The sequence below is a fragment of the Hymenobacter lutimineralis genome (assembly GCF_008271285.1).
In the GTDB taxonomy this organism is placed as follows: domain Bacteria; phylum Bacteroidota; class Bacteroidia; order Cytophagales; family Hymenobacteraceae; genus Hymenobacter; species Hymenobacter lutimineralis.
Window position 1 is genome coordinate 1 of the sequence record NZ_VTHL01000004.1, and the last position, 17,794, is coordinate 17,794.

At 60.2% G+C, this 17,794-nt stretch carries 12 protein-coding genes and 1 pseudogene; 7 read left to right on the plus strand and 6 right to left on the minus strand.

Annotated elements, in window-relative coordinates; genetic code table 11:
* Positions 1–108: pseudogene (locus FY528_RS21875) on the plus strand (IS982 family transposase); the annotation flags it as partial.
* A 178-nt stretch (positions 109–286) separates the two neighbouring features.
* Here FY528_RS21875 and FY528_RS05535 read toward each other — a convergent pair.
* A complete protein-coding gene (locus tag FY528_RS05535) occupies positions 287–1,330 on the minus strand; it encodes a cyanophycinase (RefSeq protein WP_149070170.1) in 1,044 nt (347 codons plus the stop codon).
* A gap of 71 nt (positions 1,331–1,401) precedes the next feature.
* Positions 1,402–2,463, minus strand: a complete 1,062-nt coding sequence (locus FY528_RS05540) for a cyanophycinase (protein WP_262383917.1) — start codon at positions 2,461–2,463, stop codon at positions 1,402–1,404.
* 202 nt (positions 2,464–2,665) lie between these two features.
* Here FY528_RS05540 and FY528_RS05545 point away from each other — a divergent pair, with 202 nt between their 5' ends.
* Positions 2,666–3,682, plus strand: coding sequence for an MBL fold metallo-hydrolase (locus tag FY528_RS05545; RefSeq protein WP_149070002.1), 1,017 nt, complete (start codon positions 2,666–2,668; stop codon positions 3,680–3,682).
* 80 nt (positions 3,683–3,762) lie between these two features.
* On the opposite strand, the gene FY528_RS05550 is transcribed toward FY528_RS05545, so the two are convergent.
* Positions 3,763–5,202: a T9SS type A sorting domain-containing protein gene (locus FY528_RS05550; protein WP_149070003.1), complete on the minus strand. Its 1,440-nt coding sequence runs from the start codon at positions 5,200–5,202 to the stop codon at positions 3,763–3,765.
* A 369-nt stretch (positions 5,203–5,571) separates the two neighbouring features.
* Between FY528_RS05550 and FY528_RS05555 the strand changes: the two genes are divergently transcribed.
* From FY528_RS05555 to FY528_RS05570, 4 genes are all read left to right on the plus strand, one after another.
* A complete protein-coding gene (locus FY528_RS05555) occupies positions 5,572–7,056 on the plus strand; it encodes a sodium:solute symporter (RefSeq protein ID WP_149070004.1) in 1,485 nt (494 codons plus the stop codon).
* Positions 7,057–7,109: 53 nt separating this feature from the next.
* Positions 7,110–7,568, plus strand: a complete 459-nt coding sequence (locus FY528_RS05560) for an energy transducer TonB (RefSeq protein WP_149070005.1) — start codon at positions 7,110–7,112, stop codon at positions 7,566–7,568.
* 191 nt (positions 7,569–7,759) lie between these two features.
* Positions 7,760–9,592 (plus strand): ABC transporter ATP-binding protein, encoded by a 1,833-nt coding sequence (locus FY528_RS05565; RefSeq protein WP_149070006.1) that lies wholly within the window; start codon positions 7,760–7,762, stop codon positions 9,590–9,592.
* 336 nt (positions 9,593–9,928) lie between these two features.
* Entirely contained in the window at positions 9,929–10,858 is a 930-nt protein-coding gene (locus FY528_RS05570) for a DUF2911 domain-containing protein (protein WP_262383918.1), read from the plus strand.
* Positions 10,859–11,021: 163 nt separating this feature from the next.
* Here the strand turns inward: FY528_RS05570 and FY528_RS05575 are convergent, their stop codons facing one another.
* The 3 genes from FY528_RS05575 to FY528_RS05580 all read right to left on the minus strand — a co-directional run bounded on the left by FY528_RS05575 (position 11,022) and on the right by FY528_RS05580 (position 15,695).
* Entirely contained in the window at positions 11,022–12,725 is a 1,704-nt protein-coding gene (locus tag FY528_RS05575) for a sodium:solute symporter family protein (protein WP_149070007.1), read from the minus strand.
* Entirely contained in the window at positions 12,722–12,862 is a 141-nt protein-coding gene (locus FY528_RS21185) for a hypothetical protein (RefSeq protein ID WP_187632024.1), read from the minus strand. Before FY528_RS21185 ends, FY528_RS05575 begins: the two co-directional genes overlap by 4 nt.
* A gap of 265 nt (positions 12,863–13,127) precedes the next feature.
* On the minus strand, positions 13,128–15,695 hold the full coding sequence (locus tag FY528_RS05580; RefSeq protein ID WP_149070008.1) for a PIG-L family deacetylase: 2,568 nt from the start codon (positions 15,693–15,695) through the stop codon (positions 13,128–13,130).
* Between the two features lie 395 nt (positions 15,696–16,090).
* Between FY528_RS05580 and FY528_RS05585 the strand changes: the two genes are divergently transcribed.
* Positions 16,091–17,728, plus strand: coding sequence for a S8 family peptidase (locus tag FY528_RS05585; RefSeq protein ID WP_149070009.1), 1,638 nt, complete (start codon positions 16,091–16,093; stop codon positions 17,726–17,728).
* Positions 17,729–17,794 lie beyond the last annotated feature (66 nt).

The following is a 17,794-nucleotide window of genomic DNA, read 5'->3' on the forward strand; positions in this document are numbered from 1 at the left end:
CTCACGGCCCGCTTTCCCAAGCAGATTCACGCCGTGACAGCCGCCGGATTCGCTCTGAAAATTGCCCTCTTCATTTTCGCCCACACCCTCCACCAAGCCGGCTTATAGCCCGCAACTTGGGTTAGATACGAAATTTCCGGGGCGGATAAAGCACAAGGGGAGGCAGCTGAGGTTAATTTACCCCAACTGCCTCCCCTTGTCTCTCAGCGACCTACCGGCTTATTGCCGCGCCGCACTGCCGCCCGTGGTACGCGGTGTGGCTAAACAGTCCGCCCGACCCGGCGTCCTAATAGGAAACGCCCAGGGTGCCGTAGCTGGCATAGTAGTACTGGCTACTGCCGCCCGTGCCGCCACTCCACGTGCTTACATTGTACGTACCCGTCCCGGTGCTGGTGCCCACCACTTTGTACACGCGTACCGCCTGCTTGTTGCGGTACCAGTCCAGCGAAGAACCGCTTACGCACCGCTCGGGGGTGTAGGAGCTGCCATTCTGCTGCAGGAAGAAAGCTGTGCCCGTCCCAAACACCTTGGCCGTGCCGTTGGGCTCCACGCATACAGCCGTTTGCTCGTCTACCCCAATGCCCCGGGGCACCACGCCGTAGTCCTTGCTCATCCGGGCCAGAAAGGCCAGCAGCCGCCCACGCCGGTCGGGGTTGTTGAAGTGGGTGTCGGTGATGGTGTTGGTTAGATTCGGCTGGCTCAAAAAGTCGTTTCGGCCCAGCGTAAGCAGGGAGTTGTATGGATTTGTCAGCGCGGCGGCCGAGGTAATCGTGCCGTTGATGGCGGAGAAGTAGGTAGCCCCCATAATGGCGCAGCCGGCGGAGGTGCCGCCAATGGGCACCTGCTTGGTGTTGCGCAGGTAGTTGAGCGCCTCCTCTACCTTCGTGTCTTTCCAGTAGTTGACGTAGTTGGCCTGGTCGCCGCCGGCAATGAAGACGGCCTCCGCCCCCCGGATCTTGGCTTCCACTTCCGGGTCGTTGGCCAACGTGCGCGAGTTCAATAGCAACGTTTCCACTGAGTTTACCGACCCGAGCCCGTAGAGGTAGCTGTTGTAGGCGTCGGTGCCCGTGGCGCGCAGCACTACTACGTCGCCTCCGCCCGCCTTGGCAAGCATCCAGCGCATGGCCGCATCCACATCGGTGCCCCCACCCATTAGCAAGGTGCCGCCGGTGGTAGTGCGGGTTACGTCAGCAGCGTCGCCCACGAGCCCAAGGGAGCCAGTAGCATCCGCGGAAGCGGTAGCCGCGGTAATGGGCCGGACCAGGTCGGGCGTGTGCTGGCAGGCGGCCAGTCCCGTCGTCAGGGCCGCCAGAAACAGGGTACGCATCATGCTCATCAGCAAAGGGGGTAAGAATAAAAGAAAAAGCCCAGGCGGTTGCCTGGGCCTGTACATGCACTAGTTTAATTCGCGTAGAACTTGCCGCGGTCGACGTAAAAAAACTGGCTGGTGCCGCCGCTTCCGTTTTGCCAGGTGGTGAGGTCGAAGGTACCCGTGCCGGTGGCCGTACCAGGTACCACGTAAGCCTTCACAGCTTGCTTGTTGCGGTACCACTGCAGGCGCGTGCCACTTATGCAGGTTTCGGGAGTGTTGGTGGCGCCGTTTTGCTGCAGAAAGTATGCCTTACCCAAGCCAAACACTTTGGCCGTGCCGTTGGGCTCCACGCAGACGGCCGTCTGCTCGTCTACCCCAATGCCCCGGGCCCCGGAGGTGGCGTTGTCTTTGTTGATACGGGCCAGGAAAGTTACCAGCCGCCCGCGCCGGTCGGGGTTGTTGAAGTGGGTGTCGGTGATGGTGTTGGTCAGCCAGGGGTTGTCCACGAAATCATTGCGGCCCAGGGTGACCTTGCTCACGTAAGGGTTGCGCAGCGCTTCATCGGACGTGACGGTGCCGTTGAGCGCGGCGAAATAGTCGCGGCCCATAATGGCGCAGCCGGCGGAGGTGCCGCCAATGGGTACTTGCTTGGTGTTGCGCAGGTAGTTGAGTGCCTCCTCTACCTTCGTGTCTTTCCAGTAGTTGACGTAGTTGGCCTGGTCGCCCCCGGCAATGAAGACGGCCTCCGCCCCCCGGATCTTGGCTTCCACCTCCGGGTCGTTGGCCAACGTGCGCGAATTCAATAGCAACGTTTCACAGGAGTTGACACCGCCTAGCTCGGCAAACACATACGGATTGTAGGCATCGGTACCGGAAGCCCGGATAACCAGGAAGTCGCCCCCGCCCGCTTTGCTGATCATCCAGCGCATGGCGGCGTCTACCTCCACGCTACCGCCCATCAGCACGGTCCCGCCGGTGGTGGTAGCCGTAACATCGGCCGGGTCGCCGGCCAAGCCGAGGGAGCCGGTAGCGACGTGCGCAACGGGCGGAGCGGTAGGTGCCACCACGGCACTTTCAGTTTGGCAAGCCACCGTTGTAAGCAGCAGTGCGCCGGTTCTCAACAGCAAGGAGGGGAAGTAGATCATGGGCATAATCCTACAGGAAATGATACGAGTCCGTCAACTGCCATCCGCGGCTAGGCTGAGGCCGGCGTAGGGTGAGCGGAAAAGTAGAGAAATTTCTACGGGAAGAAGTATAGTTTTTCGGGCAATTTTTCAATTCCCGGGCAAACCAACGCTACGCTCATGCCGCCGTTTGGAAATTCATCCCAAGAAAATGGCACTTTTGCCGTCTATGGCCTCTACTCCCCGCTACGTCCGCAACGCTGCCCTGCCTACCATTCTGCCCAAGTACCCCGGCAACAAGATGATAGGCCGCCAATACTGCAACGGGGAGGAGCTATACGAGCCGGATTTCGGCACGGTCATTAAATGGCAGCTAAGCAAGAACCCCCAGAAAGAAGAAAAGAAAGCAGACACCTGGGCACCCGCCGTGGTCGACTGCTCGGCGTTTCTGGCCGGTGCGGAGGAAGGCTTGGTGTGGCTGGGCCACGCTTCGTTTCTGCTGCGCGTGGCCGGGCGCACCCTGCTCTTCGACCCGGTGCTGTTTTCCTCCTTCGGCCTGCGCCGCCGCCACCCGCTGCCCTGCCCCCCCGAGGCCCTGACCGGCATCGACTACCTGCTGCTCAGCCACGGCCACCGCGACCACCTGGATGCGCAGTCGGTGAAGCTGGTGGCCCGCCAGAACCCCCAGCTGCTGGCCCTGGGCCCTCTAAGCATGGGCGGACTGCTGCAAGGCATGGCCCCCACGCTGCGGGTACAGGAGGCCGGCTGGTGGCAGCAGTTTGATCTGGGCCCGGAAGCGCCGTTTGAGCTGTTCTACCTGCCCGCTTCGCACTGGCACCGCCGCGGCCTTACGGATATGAACCAGGTGCTTTGGGGCTCCTTCCTGCTGCGCCGGCCCGATGGCCGCACCCTCTACTTTGCCGGCGATACGGCCCTGGGCGGGCACTTCGAGCAGATTGAAAAGCACTTCGGGCCCCTGGATGTGGTGCTGATGCCTATTGGTGCCTACAAGCCCGCCTACATGATGCAGCTCAGCCACGTAAACCCGCACGAGGCCGCCAAGGCCGCCAACATCCTCCGCGCCGGCCACGTGGTGCCCATGCACTACGGCACCTTCGACCTGAGCGACGAACCGGCTTCGGAGCCGCTGCGGGAGCTGGAAATGGTGGACCACGGCGGCATGCTGCGCGGGGAACTGCACGCCCCGGCCGTGGGCGAAGTACTGCCCTGGCAGGACTGGGAGTAGCCGGGCAACAATCCGCTGTAACGTCAACGGGGCACATCTTACCAGATGCGCCCCGTTGACGTTATGGGTGAGTGCCGGCGTTACTCGCGTACTATACGCTGCGTTACGGTGCCTTCGCTCGTACGCAGACGGAGCAGGTATACCCCGCTGGTCAGCGCACTTAGGTTGAGCTCGTGCGTCGCCACCCCCTGCCGGGGTACGAGCTGCATTGTCTGTACCACTTTGCCCAGGCTGTTGATCAGCTCCCCCTGCACGGGTGCGTGTTTGGCCGACCAGGAAGCCAGACTCAGCTGCACCTTACCGCTGGTGGGGTTGGGATAAACCTGCAGGGCGCTGGTTGGCAAAGCGGCCACGCTGGCAGCGGCCGTGACGACAGCAAAGTCTTTGAAGCTGGTTTTCGTTTGGTTGACAAAGCCGCCCTGAGCGTTTTGGTAGATCTTGTACACCGACGCTTTCACGTCGGTGTTGCTGTTGTAGGCAAGGGTGTAGCTGCTGCCGGAAGTCTGCATCCAGGCATTGGCAGTCCACCGCTCATAAGTATTCCCCAGGTAGTTGTTGTATTTGTCGTAGCGCTGGGCGCTGCGCAGGCTATTCTGCCACTGGCTGTCCAGGAAGTTCTCGGTCAGGCGCTCATAGCCCAGGCTGCTCCCGGAGGCGCTGCCAAATACCGTAGTAACGCGGTTGGTGGGCGTCCAGGTGTTGTTCGCCCAGTTGGAGCCAACGGAGGAGGTCATCCGGTTACTGGCATCCCAAACGATGTTATCTATCTTGGAAGCATCAGCGTAGCTGTTTTGATTCCAGACCTGGTACAGCTGCTCGGAGTAGTTTTTGGAGGTAGCATCAGCGTAGGTGTATACGTAGCGGCTGGCCGGCACAGTAGCATCGGCGGCCATGCCGTACTGCCATTCGTCCACCGTTTTTTCCGTGATATTCCCGGCACTGTTGCAGGAATAGGCATTGCGCACGTGGTAATAGGTCTGCCAGGCATTGTTTTCCCATACCTGGTAGTGTTCATTGGTGCTATTGCCGTAGTAATCGTATTGCTGCTTATCCTGGTAGTCATTTTGCCAGGCCCCGTTCGTCCATTTCTGCTGCAGGAAGTCGGTATAGCGGTTTTTGTCGTCGTAGGCTTGCACGTACTGCACGTCGTTCTGCCAGCGGCCATTCACCCACGCTTCCCGTAGATACTTGGTCACGTACCCTTTATTGTTGCGGGTGAACTGGACCCGGGAGATGGACTGGCTCGTGGCCGAATCTACCGTCAGCATCCGGTCCAGGTACCCCTGGCTGTTGTAGGTGATGGTGGATTTGGTGGGCTGGGCAGACCAGGTCCCCGTTGAGGCATCCCAGGCATAAACGATACGGGTACGGGCCACTTGCTTTTCCGTGGCAGACCGGGCAAGCGCGCCAGGGCCGGCCGGTGGTTCCTGCCCAAGCAAATGGGCGGCGGGGCGGGTAGGCTGGGCCCAGGCAACGGCCGGCAGCAACAATACCAGAAGGGAGTAGAGGTGTTTTTTCATATGCTATAGCTGAAGATGAAGCACTACTGTATTGCTACCTTTTTCCTTAACTGAATTTGTAATAGGCGTAAATAGCAATCCAGACTAAAGGTACTCGCATGCACGCATGCTTTTTACCGCTTGATGCATTTTCCTGCAAAGAGCCTACACAATCCTGGTAATGGCATAGTTCACTTGGCTACCGGGAGTACCAGCCATGGAAGAAGTACTGTACTAACCAGACTGGGAGTGAGAAAAAAGCTGTTAGCTATTAGCTGATGGCTGTTAGCTTTGATAGTTGTTGGTGGCTTTATCCAAGCTACTCGGTGCCATCTGGCAGGCTCGAACGAAAAGCCCAATCGCCATCAGCCAAAAGCTAATAGCCCAAACATGTCTCCTACCCTCGTGCTTAGCCTGATTGCGGGCTACTTCGTTGTACTCATCATCATCTCAATTCTGACCTCGCGCAAGGCCACAAGCGAGTCGTTCTTCATTGCCAACCGCAATGCGCCTTGGTACATGGTGGCCTTTGCCATGATTGGCACCTCCCTGTCGGGCGTCACGTTTATTTCTATTCCGGGCATGGTGGCCTCGCAGAGCTGGAGCTACATGGCCGTGGTGCTGGGCTACATTGTGGGCTACCTCGTCATCGGCACCGTGCTCATGCCGCTCTACTACCGGCTGCGGCTGGTGAGCATCTATACCTACCTGGAGCAGCGGTTTGGGTTCTGGAGCTACAAGACCGGGGCGTTCTTCTTCCTGGTTTCGCGGGCCGTGGGCGCGGCCTTTCGGCTGTTTCTGGTGGCGGGTGTGCTGCAGCTGGCCGTGTTCGATGGGCTGGGCGTGCCGTTTGCCGTCACGGTCACCATCAGCATCTTGCTGATTTACCTGTACACGTTCCGCGGGGGACTCAAAACCATCCTCTGGACCGACACTTTCCAGACCATGGCCATGCTGCTGTGCGTGGGCGTGAGCATCTACCTGATGGCCGATGAGCTGAACCTGGGCTTTGCCGGCCTGGTGAAAACGGTGAAGGAAAGCACCATGTCGCAGATTTACTTCTCCGACCCCAAGGACGACAAGTTCTTCTGGAAGCAGTTTGCCTCGGGCGCCTTCATCACCATCGTCATGACGGGCCTCGACCAGGACATGATGCAGAAAAACCTGAGCTGCCGCTCCCTGCCCGACGCCCAGAAAAACATGTTCTGGTTTACGCTGGCCATTGTGGTGGTGAATGTCTTCTTCCTGTCGCTGGGCGTGCTGCTCTACCAGTTTGCCGCCGCCAAAGGCATTCAGCTGCCTACCAACCCCGATACCGGCAAGGTTATCGGCGACAATGTGTTTCCGCTGCTGGCCACCAACCACTTCTCCCTGTTTGCCGGCATCGTGTTCATCCTGGGCATCATTGCCGTCACCTACGCCTCCGCCGACTCGGCCCTTACGGCCCTCACTACCTCGTTTTGCGTGGATATGCTCGACATCCAGCAGTACGACGAGCAGCGGCAGAAGCGGCTGCGCCACCTCACGCACTTCGGCTTCAGCATCGTGCTGATCATCATCATCCTGATTTTTCGGGCCATCAACGACCAGAGCGTTATCACCTCCGTGTTTAAGGCGGCGGGCTACACCTACGGCCCCCTGCTGGGGCTGTTTTCCTTTGGCATCTTCACCCGCCGGGGCCTGCACGACCGGCTGGTGCTGCCCGTGTGCGTAGCGGCTCCGCTCCTGACGTGGTTTATCAACGAGCACTCCGAGGCGTGGTGGGGCTACAAGTTCGGCTTTGAGATTCTGATGCTTAACGGGCTGATTACCTTCCTGGGGCTGCTGGCCATTTCCCGCCCCCGCACGGCCGCCGAATTGAACCCCGCCGGGTAGCCCGCGGTTAGGGTAAGCGGTGTACCTTTGCACTCCTTCTTGCCCTGCCTGTCATGAAACATCTGTTCTTCATCTTGTTGCTCGTAGCTTCGGCCCAGGTGGGCCGGGCCCAGCAAACTACGGTGCTGAAACCCGGCCAGCGGGGCGTGCCGCGCCACTCCTCCGCCAACCGGCCCGATGTATTGCCCAAGTTCCCGGGCGGGGCCGAGGCCCTGGGCGAGTTTCTGCAGATGAACATTCAGTATCCAGAAGCTGCGCGGACCAAGGGAGTTACCGGGCAGGTGCTGCTGGGCTTCCGGGTGGAGGCCGATGGGCGCGTGACGGATCCGCACATCATTCAGGGTCTCACGCCGGAGTGCGACGCCGAGGCGCTGCGCGTGCTGAAGATGATGCCCGCCTGGCTGCCAGCCAAGCGCAAGGGCGAAACCCTGGCTATGCCAGTGCAGCTGCCCTTCACCTTCGGCTCGGCGGCCAACCTGGAAATTGAAAAGGGTAAAGTAAAATTTGAGTAAACGAGTCTTTAGAACCTAGAAGAGAGAAGCTAGAATCTAGATGTGAGACCTTAGAAGTGCGACACCCGAAGTGAGACGCTGGTGCTTAGCGGCAGTGCCCCACTCAAAAATCTCCCTTCTAAGTTCTCTGTTCTAAGTTCTCAGTTCTCCTATCTAAGCTCTAACCCAGTAGAATGGCAGCCAGAAGCGGAATGAATACCAGTGGCCAAACGGGGGCCGATGTCCCCAAGGTCAAGCTTACGAAAGAACATTTTGAGCGAGGCCTGCGGATATTCCGTTTTGTGCTGCCGTACAAGGCTCCCTTTATAGCGGGCCTGCTGCTGCTGCTGCTCAGCAGCGTTTCCACGATGGTGATGCCCAAGATGCTGGGTTACCTCGTCAATATCGCCAACCACCAAACCAGCAAGCTACCGGCCTTCGTGCCTTCCACCATCACCGGCATTGCGGCCGTGCTGTTTGGCGTGGTGCTGCTGCAGGGCATTTTTTCTTTTTTCCGGATTTACTTTTTCTCGCGGGTAAGCGAGTTTACCGTGCGCGACATTCGCCGCACGCTCTATCAGAAGCTCGTCACGCTGCCCATTCCGTTTTTTGAGCAGCGCCGGGTGGGCGAAATCACCTCCCGTCTGACTTCTGACGTGGCCAACATCCAGGACACGTTCACGCTTACCCTGGCGGAGTTTATCCGGCAGATTCTAACCCTGCTGGCCGGTGTGGGGTTCATCATGTGGCAGTCGTGGCGGTTGTCGTTGTTTATGCTGGCCACCTTTCCGCCCCTGGTATTGCTGGCCTTTTTGTTTGGGCGCAGCATCCGCAAGCTCTCCAAGCAAACCCAGGATGAGCTGGCCAAAACCAACGTCATCGTGGAGGAAACGCTGCAGGGAATTAGCTCGGTGAAGGCTTTTACCAGCGAGCTAAACGAGGTTGCCCGCTACGGCACCGGCCTGAGCCGCACCGTGCAGGCCGCCCTAAAATCGAGCTTGTACCGCGGGGGCTTCGTGTCCTTTATCATCGTGGCCATCTTTGGCGGCATCTTTCTGGTGCTCTGGCGGGGCGCTACCTACGTGGAGCTGCCCCTCACCGACCCCCGCCACCTGGATATGGGCGACCTGGTTGCGTTCATTCTCTACACCATGTTCATTGGCGCCTCGGTAGCCGGGCTGGGGGAAATGTACGGCAAGATTCAAAGCAGCCTGGGTGCTTCGGAACGCATTCTGGAAATCCTGGATGAAACCTCCGAGCCCGTGCACCAGCCGCGCTTGGCCGGCACGCCGCCCCTGCGCCTGCACGGCAACATTGCGTACGACCACGTGGAGTTCCGCTACCCCACCCGCCCCGATCTGCCGGTGCTTAAGGACATCAGCTTTAGCATCGAAGCTGGAGAGAAGGTAGCGCTGGTAGGGCCTTCGGGCGCGGGCAAAAGCACCATCGTGCAGCTGCTCATGCACATTTACGAGCTCAGTGGGGGTCGCATCAGCATCGACGGGCACGACATTAACTCCCTGGACCTGACCGAGCTGCGCCAGCACATCGGCATTGTACCCCAGGAAACCATGCTGTTCGGCGGCACCATCCGCGAAAATATTCTCTACGGCCGCCCCGGCGCCCCCGATGCCGACGTCATCGACGCGGCCCAACGGGCCAACGCCTGGCAGTTCATCAGCTCCTTCCCCGAGGGGCTGGATACGGTAGTGGGCGAGCGGGGCGTGAAGCTCTCGGGTGGGCAGCGCCAGCGCGTAGCCATTGCCCGCGCCATCCTGAAAAACCCCGCCATCCTGCTCCTCGACGAGGCCACCTCCGCCCTGGACTCGGAAAGCGAAAAGCTGGTGCAAAGCGCCATGGACGAGCTCATGCAGAATCGTACCAGCATCATCATCGCCCACCGCCTGAGCACCATCCGCAAAGTGGACAAGATCCTGGTCATTGACGGCGGCCGCATCGTGGAGCAAGGCTCCCACGAAGAGCTCAGCGACAACGAAAACGGCCTCTACGCCAACCTGCTCAAGCTCCAGTTTGAGCTGACATAGAGATGAAATCATTAGAGGCACGTATATTTAACCATTTGAAAATTAGCCAGAATGCAGACTAGAATAAGCATCAGCTTCAACACTAATTACCTGAGCGAAGATCAGGTGACTAACATATTCTATGAGTGTATGGATAGTGGGGTTAATATCGAGGATACCACCGGTAACTCTAGAAATGTCGTATCCTTCGTCATCTACGGATTCCATACTCAACTTTCCTTGACGCGCTTACAACTTAGACTTTCGCACATTGATCCGTTCGTTCGGATAAACGTAGGAGGCAAGCCTCTCTGAAGCCATTTTGAACAACGAGTTAGTTACCCTATCCGTTGAGTTTTGGCTACTTTTACCGCACGTATCAACCCCACTTCACCCGTTTCCATGTACGCTATTTCCCGTAACACTTTGCTGGCCGGCACTGCCCTGGCTGGCGCGTTCGTCCTGACTATTTCCTCGGCCCAGGCCCAGCTGAGCACGCCCGCCGCTTCGCCCAAGAGCACCGTGCAGCAGCGCGTAGGCCTCACCGACGTTACCATCACCTACTCCCGCCCCAGCGCCAAGGGCCGCGCCGTCTTCGGGGGGCTGGTGCCTTTCGACAAACGCTGGCGCACCGGCGCCAACGCCACCACCAGCATCAAATTCTCGGATGAGGTAACCATCGAGGGCAAGAAAGTGCCCGCCGGTGAATACGGCATCTACACCATTCCCAAAAAGGGCGAATGGATTGTGGTGCTCAACAAAAGCACCAAGATGGGCGCCGACGTGGATGCCTTCAAGGACGACGAGGACGTGGCCCGCTTCACGGTGAAAACCACCAAGCTGCCCGCCAAAGTTGAAACCTTCACCATCAACTTCACCGACCTCACCCCCGCCACGGCCAACGTGGCCCTGGAATGGGAGCTGACGGGCGCCAAGTTCAAAATCACCTCCGATGTAGAAACCAAGGTGATGGCGCAGATTGACGAGAAAGTAGTGAAGAACGCCTCGCCCAACGCCAATGACCTGGCCGCCGCCGCCGCTTACTACTACGACAACAACAAGGACCTGAAGCAGGCCCTGGCCTGGCTGCAGAAAGCCAACGCCACCGACCCCAAGTTCTGGAACGTGCATACGGAGGCCAAGATCCGCCTGAAAATGAAAGACTACAAAGGCGCCGTAACGGCCGCTGAGCAGTCGAAGAAGCTGGCCCTGGACGCCAAAAACAACGACTACGCCGTGATGAACGACCAGCTCATGGTGCAAGCCAAGAAAGAAGGCAAGCTGTAAGCTAGTCACTCCTTCCTCCACCAAAAAGCCCGCTACCTACTCAGGTAGCGGGCTTTTTCATGTCCAGCGCGGTAGCGGCTTCGTGGCGCCAGCCAAAGAAGCCGCGTAGGCCGGGCGGCTGGCTCCCCCTCTCCACGGGAGAGGGGGCCGGGGGGTGAGGCCATCAGGAACCGGGGGGTGAGGCCCGTTCCAGCACTTCCGCCAGCCCCATCACCAGAAAGCAGCCCAGCACGTTGTACCACAGGTAGGCAATATCCGTCAGCCAGAAGGCCAGCAGCGTGGCCACCTGCGTCATCACCGCCGCCCAGAACACGGCCCGGCCGTGCACGTGCTTCTGAAAAAAGGCCACCGCGAAAATGCCCAGGATGGTGCCGTAGAACAGGGAACCCAGGATGTTGACGGCCTGAATCAGGTTTTCCATGCGGGCCGCGAACAAGGCAAACCCAATGCCCAGCAGCCCCCACCCCACCGTGGCCCCGCGCGACACGCGCACCAGGTGCTTATCGGTACAAAGGGCCAGCGGGCGGCGCGTGAACGGGCGGTACAGGTCGATGACGGTGGTGGAGCCCAGGGAGTTGAGGCCGCTGCTGGCGCTGCCCAGGGCGGCACTCAGCACCACGGCCAGCAGCAGCCCCACCACGCCCTGGGGCAGGTAGCGCAGCACAAAGCTCAGGAACACGTAATCGGTGTCTTTCGCGTCGGCGGTGGGGGCGGTGCGCTGGACCAGGGCTTTCCAGTCGGTGCGGAGGCCGGCGGCAGCGGCCTGGGTGGTTTGCAGGCGCTGCTCGGCTTGGGCTTGCGTAGGCGCATCCTGGGCGTGGCGGGCGGCTACCAACGCTGTGGCGGCTTCCTGCTGGGCCTGCTGTACCTGGGCGTATTCCTTTTCCAGGCGGGCCATTTCGGGAGCCGCCGCGGAGCTCAGGCGCACCTGCTCGTACACCGGCCGGTTGAAGGACATCGGGGCGGGCTGAAACAGGTAGAACACGAACAGCAGCACCCCAATCAGCAGAATTCCGAACTGCATGGGCACTTTCACTAGCCCGTTCAGCAGCAAGCCCAGCCGGCTTTGCGTAACGCTCTGCCCCGACAAATACCGCTGCACCTGACTTTGGTCGGTGCCGAAGTAGGACAGGGCCAGAAACAGGCCGCCCGTCATGCCGGTCCAGAAGTTGTAGCGGTTTTCCCAGTCGAAGTTAAAATCGACGAGGTTGAGCTTGCCCATGCGGCCCGCCACGTGCAGAGCATCGGTGAAGCCCACGCCCGCCGGTAGGTAGTGCACCAGCAGGTAGCCCGCCACCACCATGCCGGTGAAGATAACCGCCATCTGCCCTTGCTGCGTGACCGTGACGGCGCGGGTGCCCCCGCTCACGGTGTAGGTAATCATGACCGCGCCCAGCAAGCACACCGTGAGCGTGGTATTCCAGCCCAGAATGGCCGACAGCACCAGCGCCGGGGCGTACAAGCTCAGGCCGTTGCTGAAGCCCCGCTGCACCAGAAACAGACTTGCCGCCAGCGTACGGGTGCGCCTATCGAAGCGGTTTTGCAGGAACTCGTAGGCGGTATATACGCCTAGCCGGCTGTAGATGGGTACCGCTACCACCGCAATGAGTACCATCGCCAGCGGCAGCCCGAAGTAAAACTGGATAAAGCGCATCCCGTCGGCGTAGGCTTGGCCGGGCAAGCTCAGAAACGTGACGGCCGAGGCCTGGGTAGCCATAATACTCAGCCCCACGCCCCACCACCGCGCCTGCCGCCCGCCCAGCAGATAGCCATCCAGAGAGTTGCCCGCCCGCCGGGTGCGCCAAGTGCCGTAGCCCACAATAAACAGCAGCGTGCCACCCAGCACCAACCAGTCGAGGAAACTCATGGGGCGAAGCTGCGGGTGAGGTACGTGAAAAAGGCCACTTCCACCGCCAGCGCCCCCAGCACCAGCCAGTACCAGGCCCGCCACGAAGGCAGTAGCGGCGGTTTATCGGAAGGTGGCAGCATTGGCGAAACGGGCATGAGTGGAGCTTTGCGGTATTCCCCTCCTTTTTGAAGGAGGGGTGCCCGAAGGGCGGGGTGGTTTGTCCGTTGTTTAGTTGTTGCTGTCGTTTGTCCTTACTAAAGAACGTCATGCTGAGCTTGTCGAAGCATCTCTCCCGCTTCGTTGTAATAGTACCCTAACAAAGCGGGAGAGATGCTTCGACAAGCTCAGCATGACGGTTACTTTGGCAATATCAGCACGCGAGATGCCTCGGCTTCGCTCGGCATGACGACATCAAAAAAACTACTTCTTCCCCAACGACACCATGTTCGTGAGGAGGCGGTAGGCACCGGGCACACCGGCGGGCAGTTCCCGGAAAAAGCTCAGGCCGGTGTAGATGTAGTGGCCCTTGCCGTAGTCGGCGACGAGGATGGCGCTTTCCTTGGCCGGCTCGCCGGGGTCATGGGCGCTGATGACGGTCTGGTACTTGGGGTCCCACTTGCTGGGATAGTAAAGGCCCTGCTCCTGCACCCAGCCCTCAAAGTCCTGGGCGGTAATCTTGTTGGGCGTGTTCAGCAACGGTTGCTTGGGATTGAGGAAGGTCACGGGCGCGTTTTCTACCGTCACCCGGTCGTTGGAGAGCGTGAGCGGGTACGGGCCAATTTCGGGCAGCACGGTGCCGCGGCTCACCACGTACTGCACCACCAGGTTGCCGCCCTGCTCCACGTAGCGCAGCAGCGTGGGCTGCAGGGAACGGAGGCGGTCCACGGTGTTGTAGGCGCGCACGCCCAGCACTACGGCATCGAAGCGGCGCAGGCGCTCCTCCGTCACGTCCTCGGGCTTGAGCAGGGTGACGGTGTAGCCCACCTGGCGTAGGGCGTCGGGCACCTCATCACCGGCGCCCATGAGGTAGCCGATTTCCTGGCCTTTGCGCTGGAGGTTGAGCTTCACGAGCGGGGCCACGGCCTCAGGAAACAGCGTTTGGGTGGGAATGTGGTTATACTGAATGGTCTGGATGCCGCGCGTGTATTGCTGCCCCTCCACGGTAGCCACGGCCCGCAGCTCGGCTTTGCCCTCGGCCGCGCCCGCGCCGGGCTGCACCTGGAAGTACACTGTCTGGTCGGCGTCTTTGGCGGCCAGCTCGAAAGGAATGCTGGCAGGCTCGGCTTTCCAGCCGGCGGGCAGGGTGAGGGCCACGCTGCCCTTCACGCCCGCTTTGCCGGCGCGCAGGGTCACGGGCACCGTTTTGGGCTGGTTATCGGCAAACACGTAGGCCCGCCCGCCGATGTTCACGGCCACCGGCGGCACCACCGTCAGCGGGCGGTACCTCTCCCCTTCTACCGGGTCGGTGCTTTTGTATTGGACTGGAACGGAAATGATCTGATACCCTCCACCTATCAAAACTGCACAGGCAATGTATATAACTGGGCTGTTTTCCGCGCTTCCAACTAACGCATAACTAGTTGGCTTAAATAGATGAAAGCCTAATTCGTATAGGCTATCTGGCACTTGGTACATGCCAACTGTTCCACGTTTGAGCAGCCAGTATGGTTGCGAAATTGGTATCCCTTTAGGAAGCGAAAATGCTATGTCAACTTTTAGCGTATTGCGGGGAGCTAGCGTCTTAGATATCTTTTTGTCGAGTATTTGTGGATACCCTAGAGCAGATATTTCTTCTACTTCAATAGATGTATTTGACCTATTTACTATTTCAACGCTTGCTCGTATTTCTCCTTCGTCAACCACACTTGGATTAACCGCTATTGCCTCCACATATATTCCTGAACAGGCCTGTATCAACTCTTCTACTGCTTCCTGTTTCTTTTTGGTCCAACTATCAGAAGAACGATTAGCTTCATGCTTTAGCTGAAATATCAATTGGTCTTGGATTTTATGCAGCCCCGCCACACTCGCACTCGGGTTGCTTGGGTCGTACTTGCGAATCACCTCATCAATCAGCTTGCCCACGGCCGCGCCGCCGGGCACCCGGTTCCAGGTCATGTCCACGCCCTCGAACAAGTCGGTTTTGGCGGGCTCTCCTTTCAGCAGCTGGAAATACTCCAGCGCCTCGCCCCGCGTGGCGGCCGAGCCGAAGCCCTGGCTTTTGTGCTGAGAGCGGCTGCGGGCCGCAATTTCGCCGTAGCTCTGGCCCAGCAGCGGGTTGTATCCTCCCGCATCGAGCTTGAGGTAACCGTCCATGTTCTCGCCGGGCTTCACGAAAAAGGAGCCCGTGTTCCAGAGCAGGCGCTTGGCCTGCCAGGGCTGCACATATTGCAACTGCTCGGGGAAGCGCTTGGGGTCGGCGGCGGCCGAAAACGCTTCAATGGCCAGCAGGGCCGAGGCCGTGTGGTGGCCGTGCCCGGCGCGGGCGTCGGGCGGAAAGCGGGTAATGAGCACGTCGGGGCGGCGCTGGCGGATAACCCAGACCATATCGGCCAGCACCTGTTCCTTGTCCCAAATGGTGAAGGTTTCCTCTGGGGTTTTGGAGAAGCCGAAGTCGTTGGCGCGGGTAAAAAACTGCCGGCCCCCATCAATGCGGCGGGCCGCCAGCAGCTCCTGGGTGCGGATGACGCCCAGCTGCTCGCGCAGCTCCGGGCCGATGAGGTTCTGGCCCCCGTCGCCGCGGGTGCAGCTCAGGTAGCCGGTTTCCACCAGGCGGCCGTTGGCGAGGTAGGCAATCAGGCGGGTGTTTTCGTCGTCGGGGTGGGCGGCCAGGTACAGGGCCGAGCCCAGCACGTTCAGCTTCTTCAGCCCCAGCAGTATCTCCGACGAGGTCCAGGTTTTGGGCGCCTGGGCCGCGGCGGAGAATGAGTAAGTAATGAAAACCGCCAGCAGGACGGCATGAAGGAAGCAAGTAAAGCGGATGCGCATACGAAAGCGGAGAGGAACGCGGGGGCGTAAAGGTATCGGGTTTCCCCTTCGGCCGTATAGAACCCGCCAAGCCCGCCGAGGTTGCGCGGGCTGCCGCTCGTCGTAGACTTTCATCCTTAAAGCCCACCGGCACTTTGCTCCTACGTTTAACCATGCTGAAGCTGGTTCCGGTAGCGGGTTCGTGGCCCCAGCCAAAGAACCCGCGTAGGCCGGGCGTATGGCTCCCCCTCTCCACGGGAGAGGGGGCCGGGGGGTGAGGCCCGGAACCACTTAGCCGCTTGGCACGGTTTCTACCCAAAGCTGGCAACCCTGCCCGGCATGGTCGCGTCGGTAGTGTCCCGTATCTTCCCGGCCCCGAATTTGCCAGGGGCTGTTTGCCTTATTGATTTCTTCGCATGCGTATTCCCTTTTTCGTTGGCTTGCTGGGCCTCACGTCCCTCCCCTTTCATTCCCAGGCTCAATCGGCGGCCCCGGTAGCCCCGGCACCCGCCGCCGCACAATGGCACTTGCTCGACCCCAAAGCCGATGGCGTGCAGGGCATCAGCGCCCAGCGGGCTTACCGCGAGTTGCTGACTACCCGGGTGGCTAACCCGGTGCTGGTGGCCGTCATTGACGGGGGCATCGACACCACCCACGCCGACCTGAAGCGGGTGCTCTGGCGTAACGCCAAGGAAATTGCCGGCAATGGCAAGGACGATGACCGCAACGGCTACGTGGACGACGTGTACGGCTGGAACTTCCTGGGCGGCAAAGACGGCCGCAACGTGAATGTGGAGTCCTATGAGGATACCCGCCTCTACGCCAAGCTCAAGCCCCTATATGAGGGCAAAGCCCGCACGGCCGTGCCCGAGGCCAAACGCACGGAGTATGACCTGTACCAGCAGGTGAAAAAGTCCTACAAAGAGCACTACGAGCAGGACCATGCCCAGTACGCCCAGATCAAGCCGATTTACGAGCAAACCCAGCAGCTGGCCGAGAAGCTGCGCCGGGAACTGGGCGTAACTCGCTTGGATACGGCCACCCTGCGCAACCCCGTGACCCAGGATGAGCAGCTGCGCGAGGTAGCCCTGATGTACTACCTCAACCTGCGCCAGTACGACCAGCCTGACCTGGAATCGGTGCTAGCGGAAATGAAGGACGCCTATGAGCAAAACAAAAACCTGGTAGAGTTTTCCCTCGACCCGGCCTTCAACCCGCGCAGCATTGTGGGCGACAACCCCGAGGACACCAAGGACCGCAGCTACGGCAACCGCGACGTGATGGGCCCCGACCCCATGCACGGCACCCACGTGGCCGGCATCATTGCCGCCGACCGCCAGAATAACCTGGGCGTGCTGGGCGTGGCCGGTGGGCCGGTGCGCATTATGGCCGTGCGGGCCGTGCCCAACGGGGATGAGCGCGACAAGGACGTGGCCAACGCCATCCGCTACGCCGTGGACAACGGGGCGCAGATCATCAACATGAGCTTTGGCAAGTATTTCTCGCCCCAGCGCCAGGCCGTAGAAGACGCCATCAAGTATGCCGAAAGCAAGGGCGTGCTGCTGGTACACTCCGCCGGCAACGAAGCCAACAACCTCGACCAAGTAGCGCAGTTCCCGGCCGCCCGCACCATTGCCGGTCAGCCTTTCGCCAACCTGCTCACCGTAGGCGCGGCGGCCCGCACCGCCGATGAGCACCTGGTAGCAGACTTTTCTAACTACAGCCCCCAGCAGGTAGATGTGTTTGCCCCGGGCGTGCAGATCTACTCCACCCTGCCGGGCAGCCAGTACGGCAACCTGAGCGGCACCAGCATGGCCGCCCCCGTAGTGGCGGGCATTGCCGCTGTTCTCAAGTCGTATTTCCCCGGCCTCACCGCCCAGGACCTCAAGCGCATTATTATGCAGTCGGCGGTGCCCACCAAGCTGCAGGTACGCCAGCCCGGCACCGATAAGCTGGTTGACTTCGGTACGCTTTCCAGTACCGGCGCCTTGGTAAACCTGTACCAGGCCGTGCTCCTGGCCCAGCAGCAAGACGCCGCCACCCCGAAGAAATAGGCCTAAGCTAGTCCGGACCGGCTATTCCTGCCAAAGCAAAACGTCATGCCTGGGCATGACGTTTTG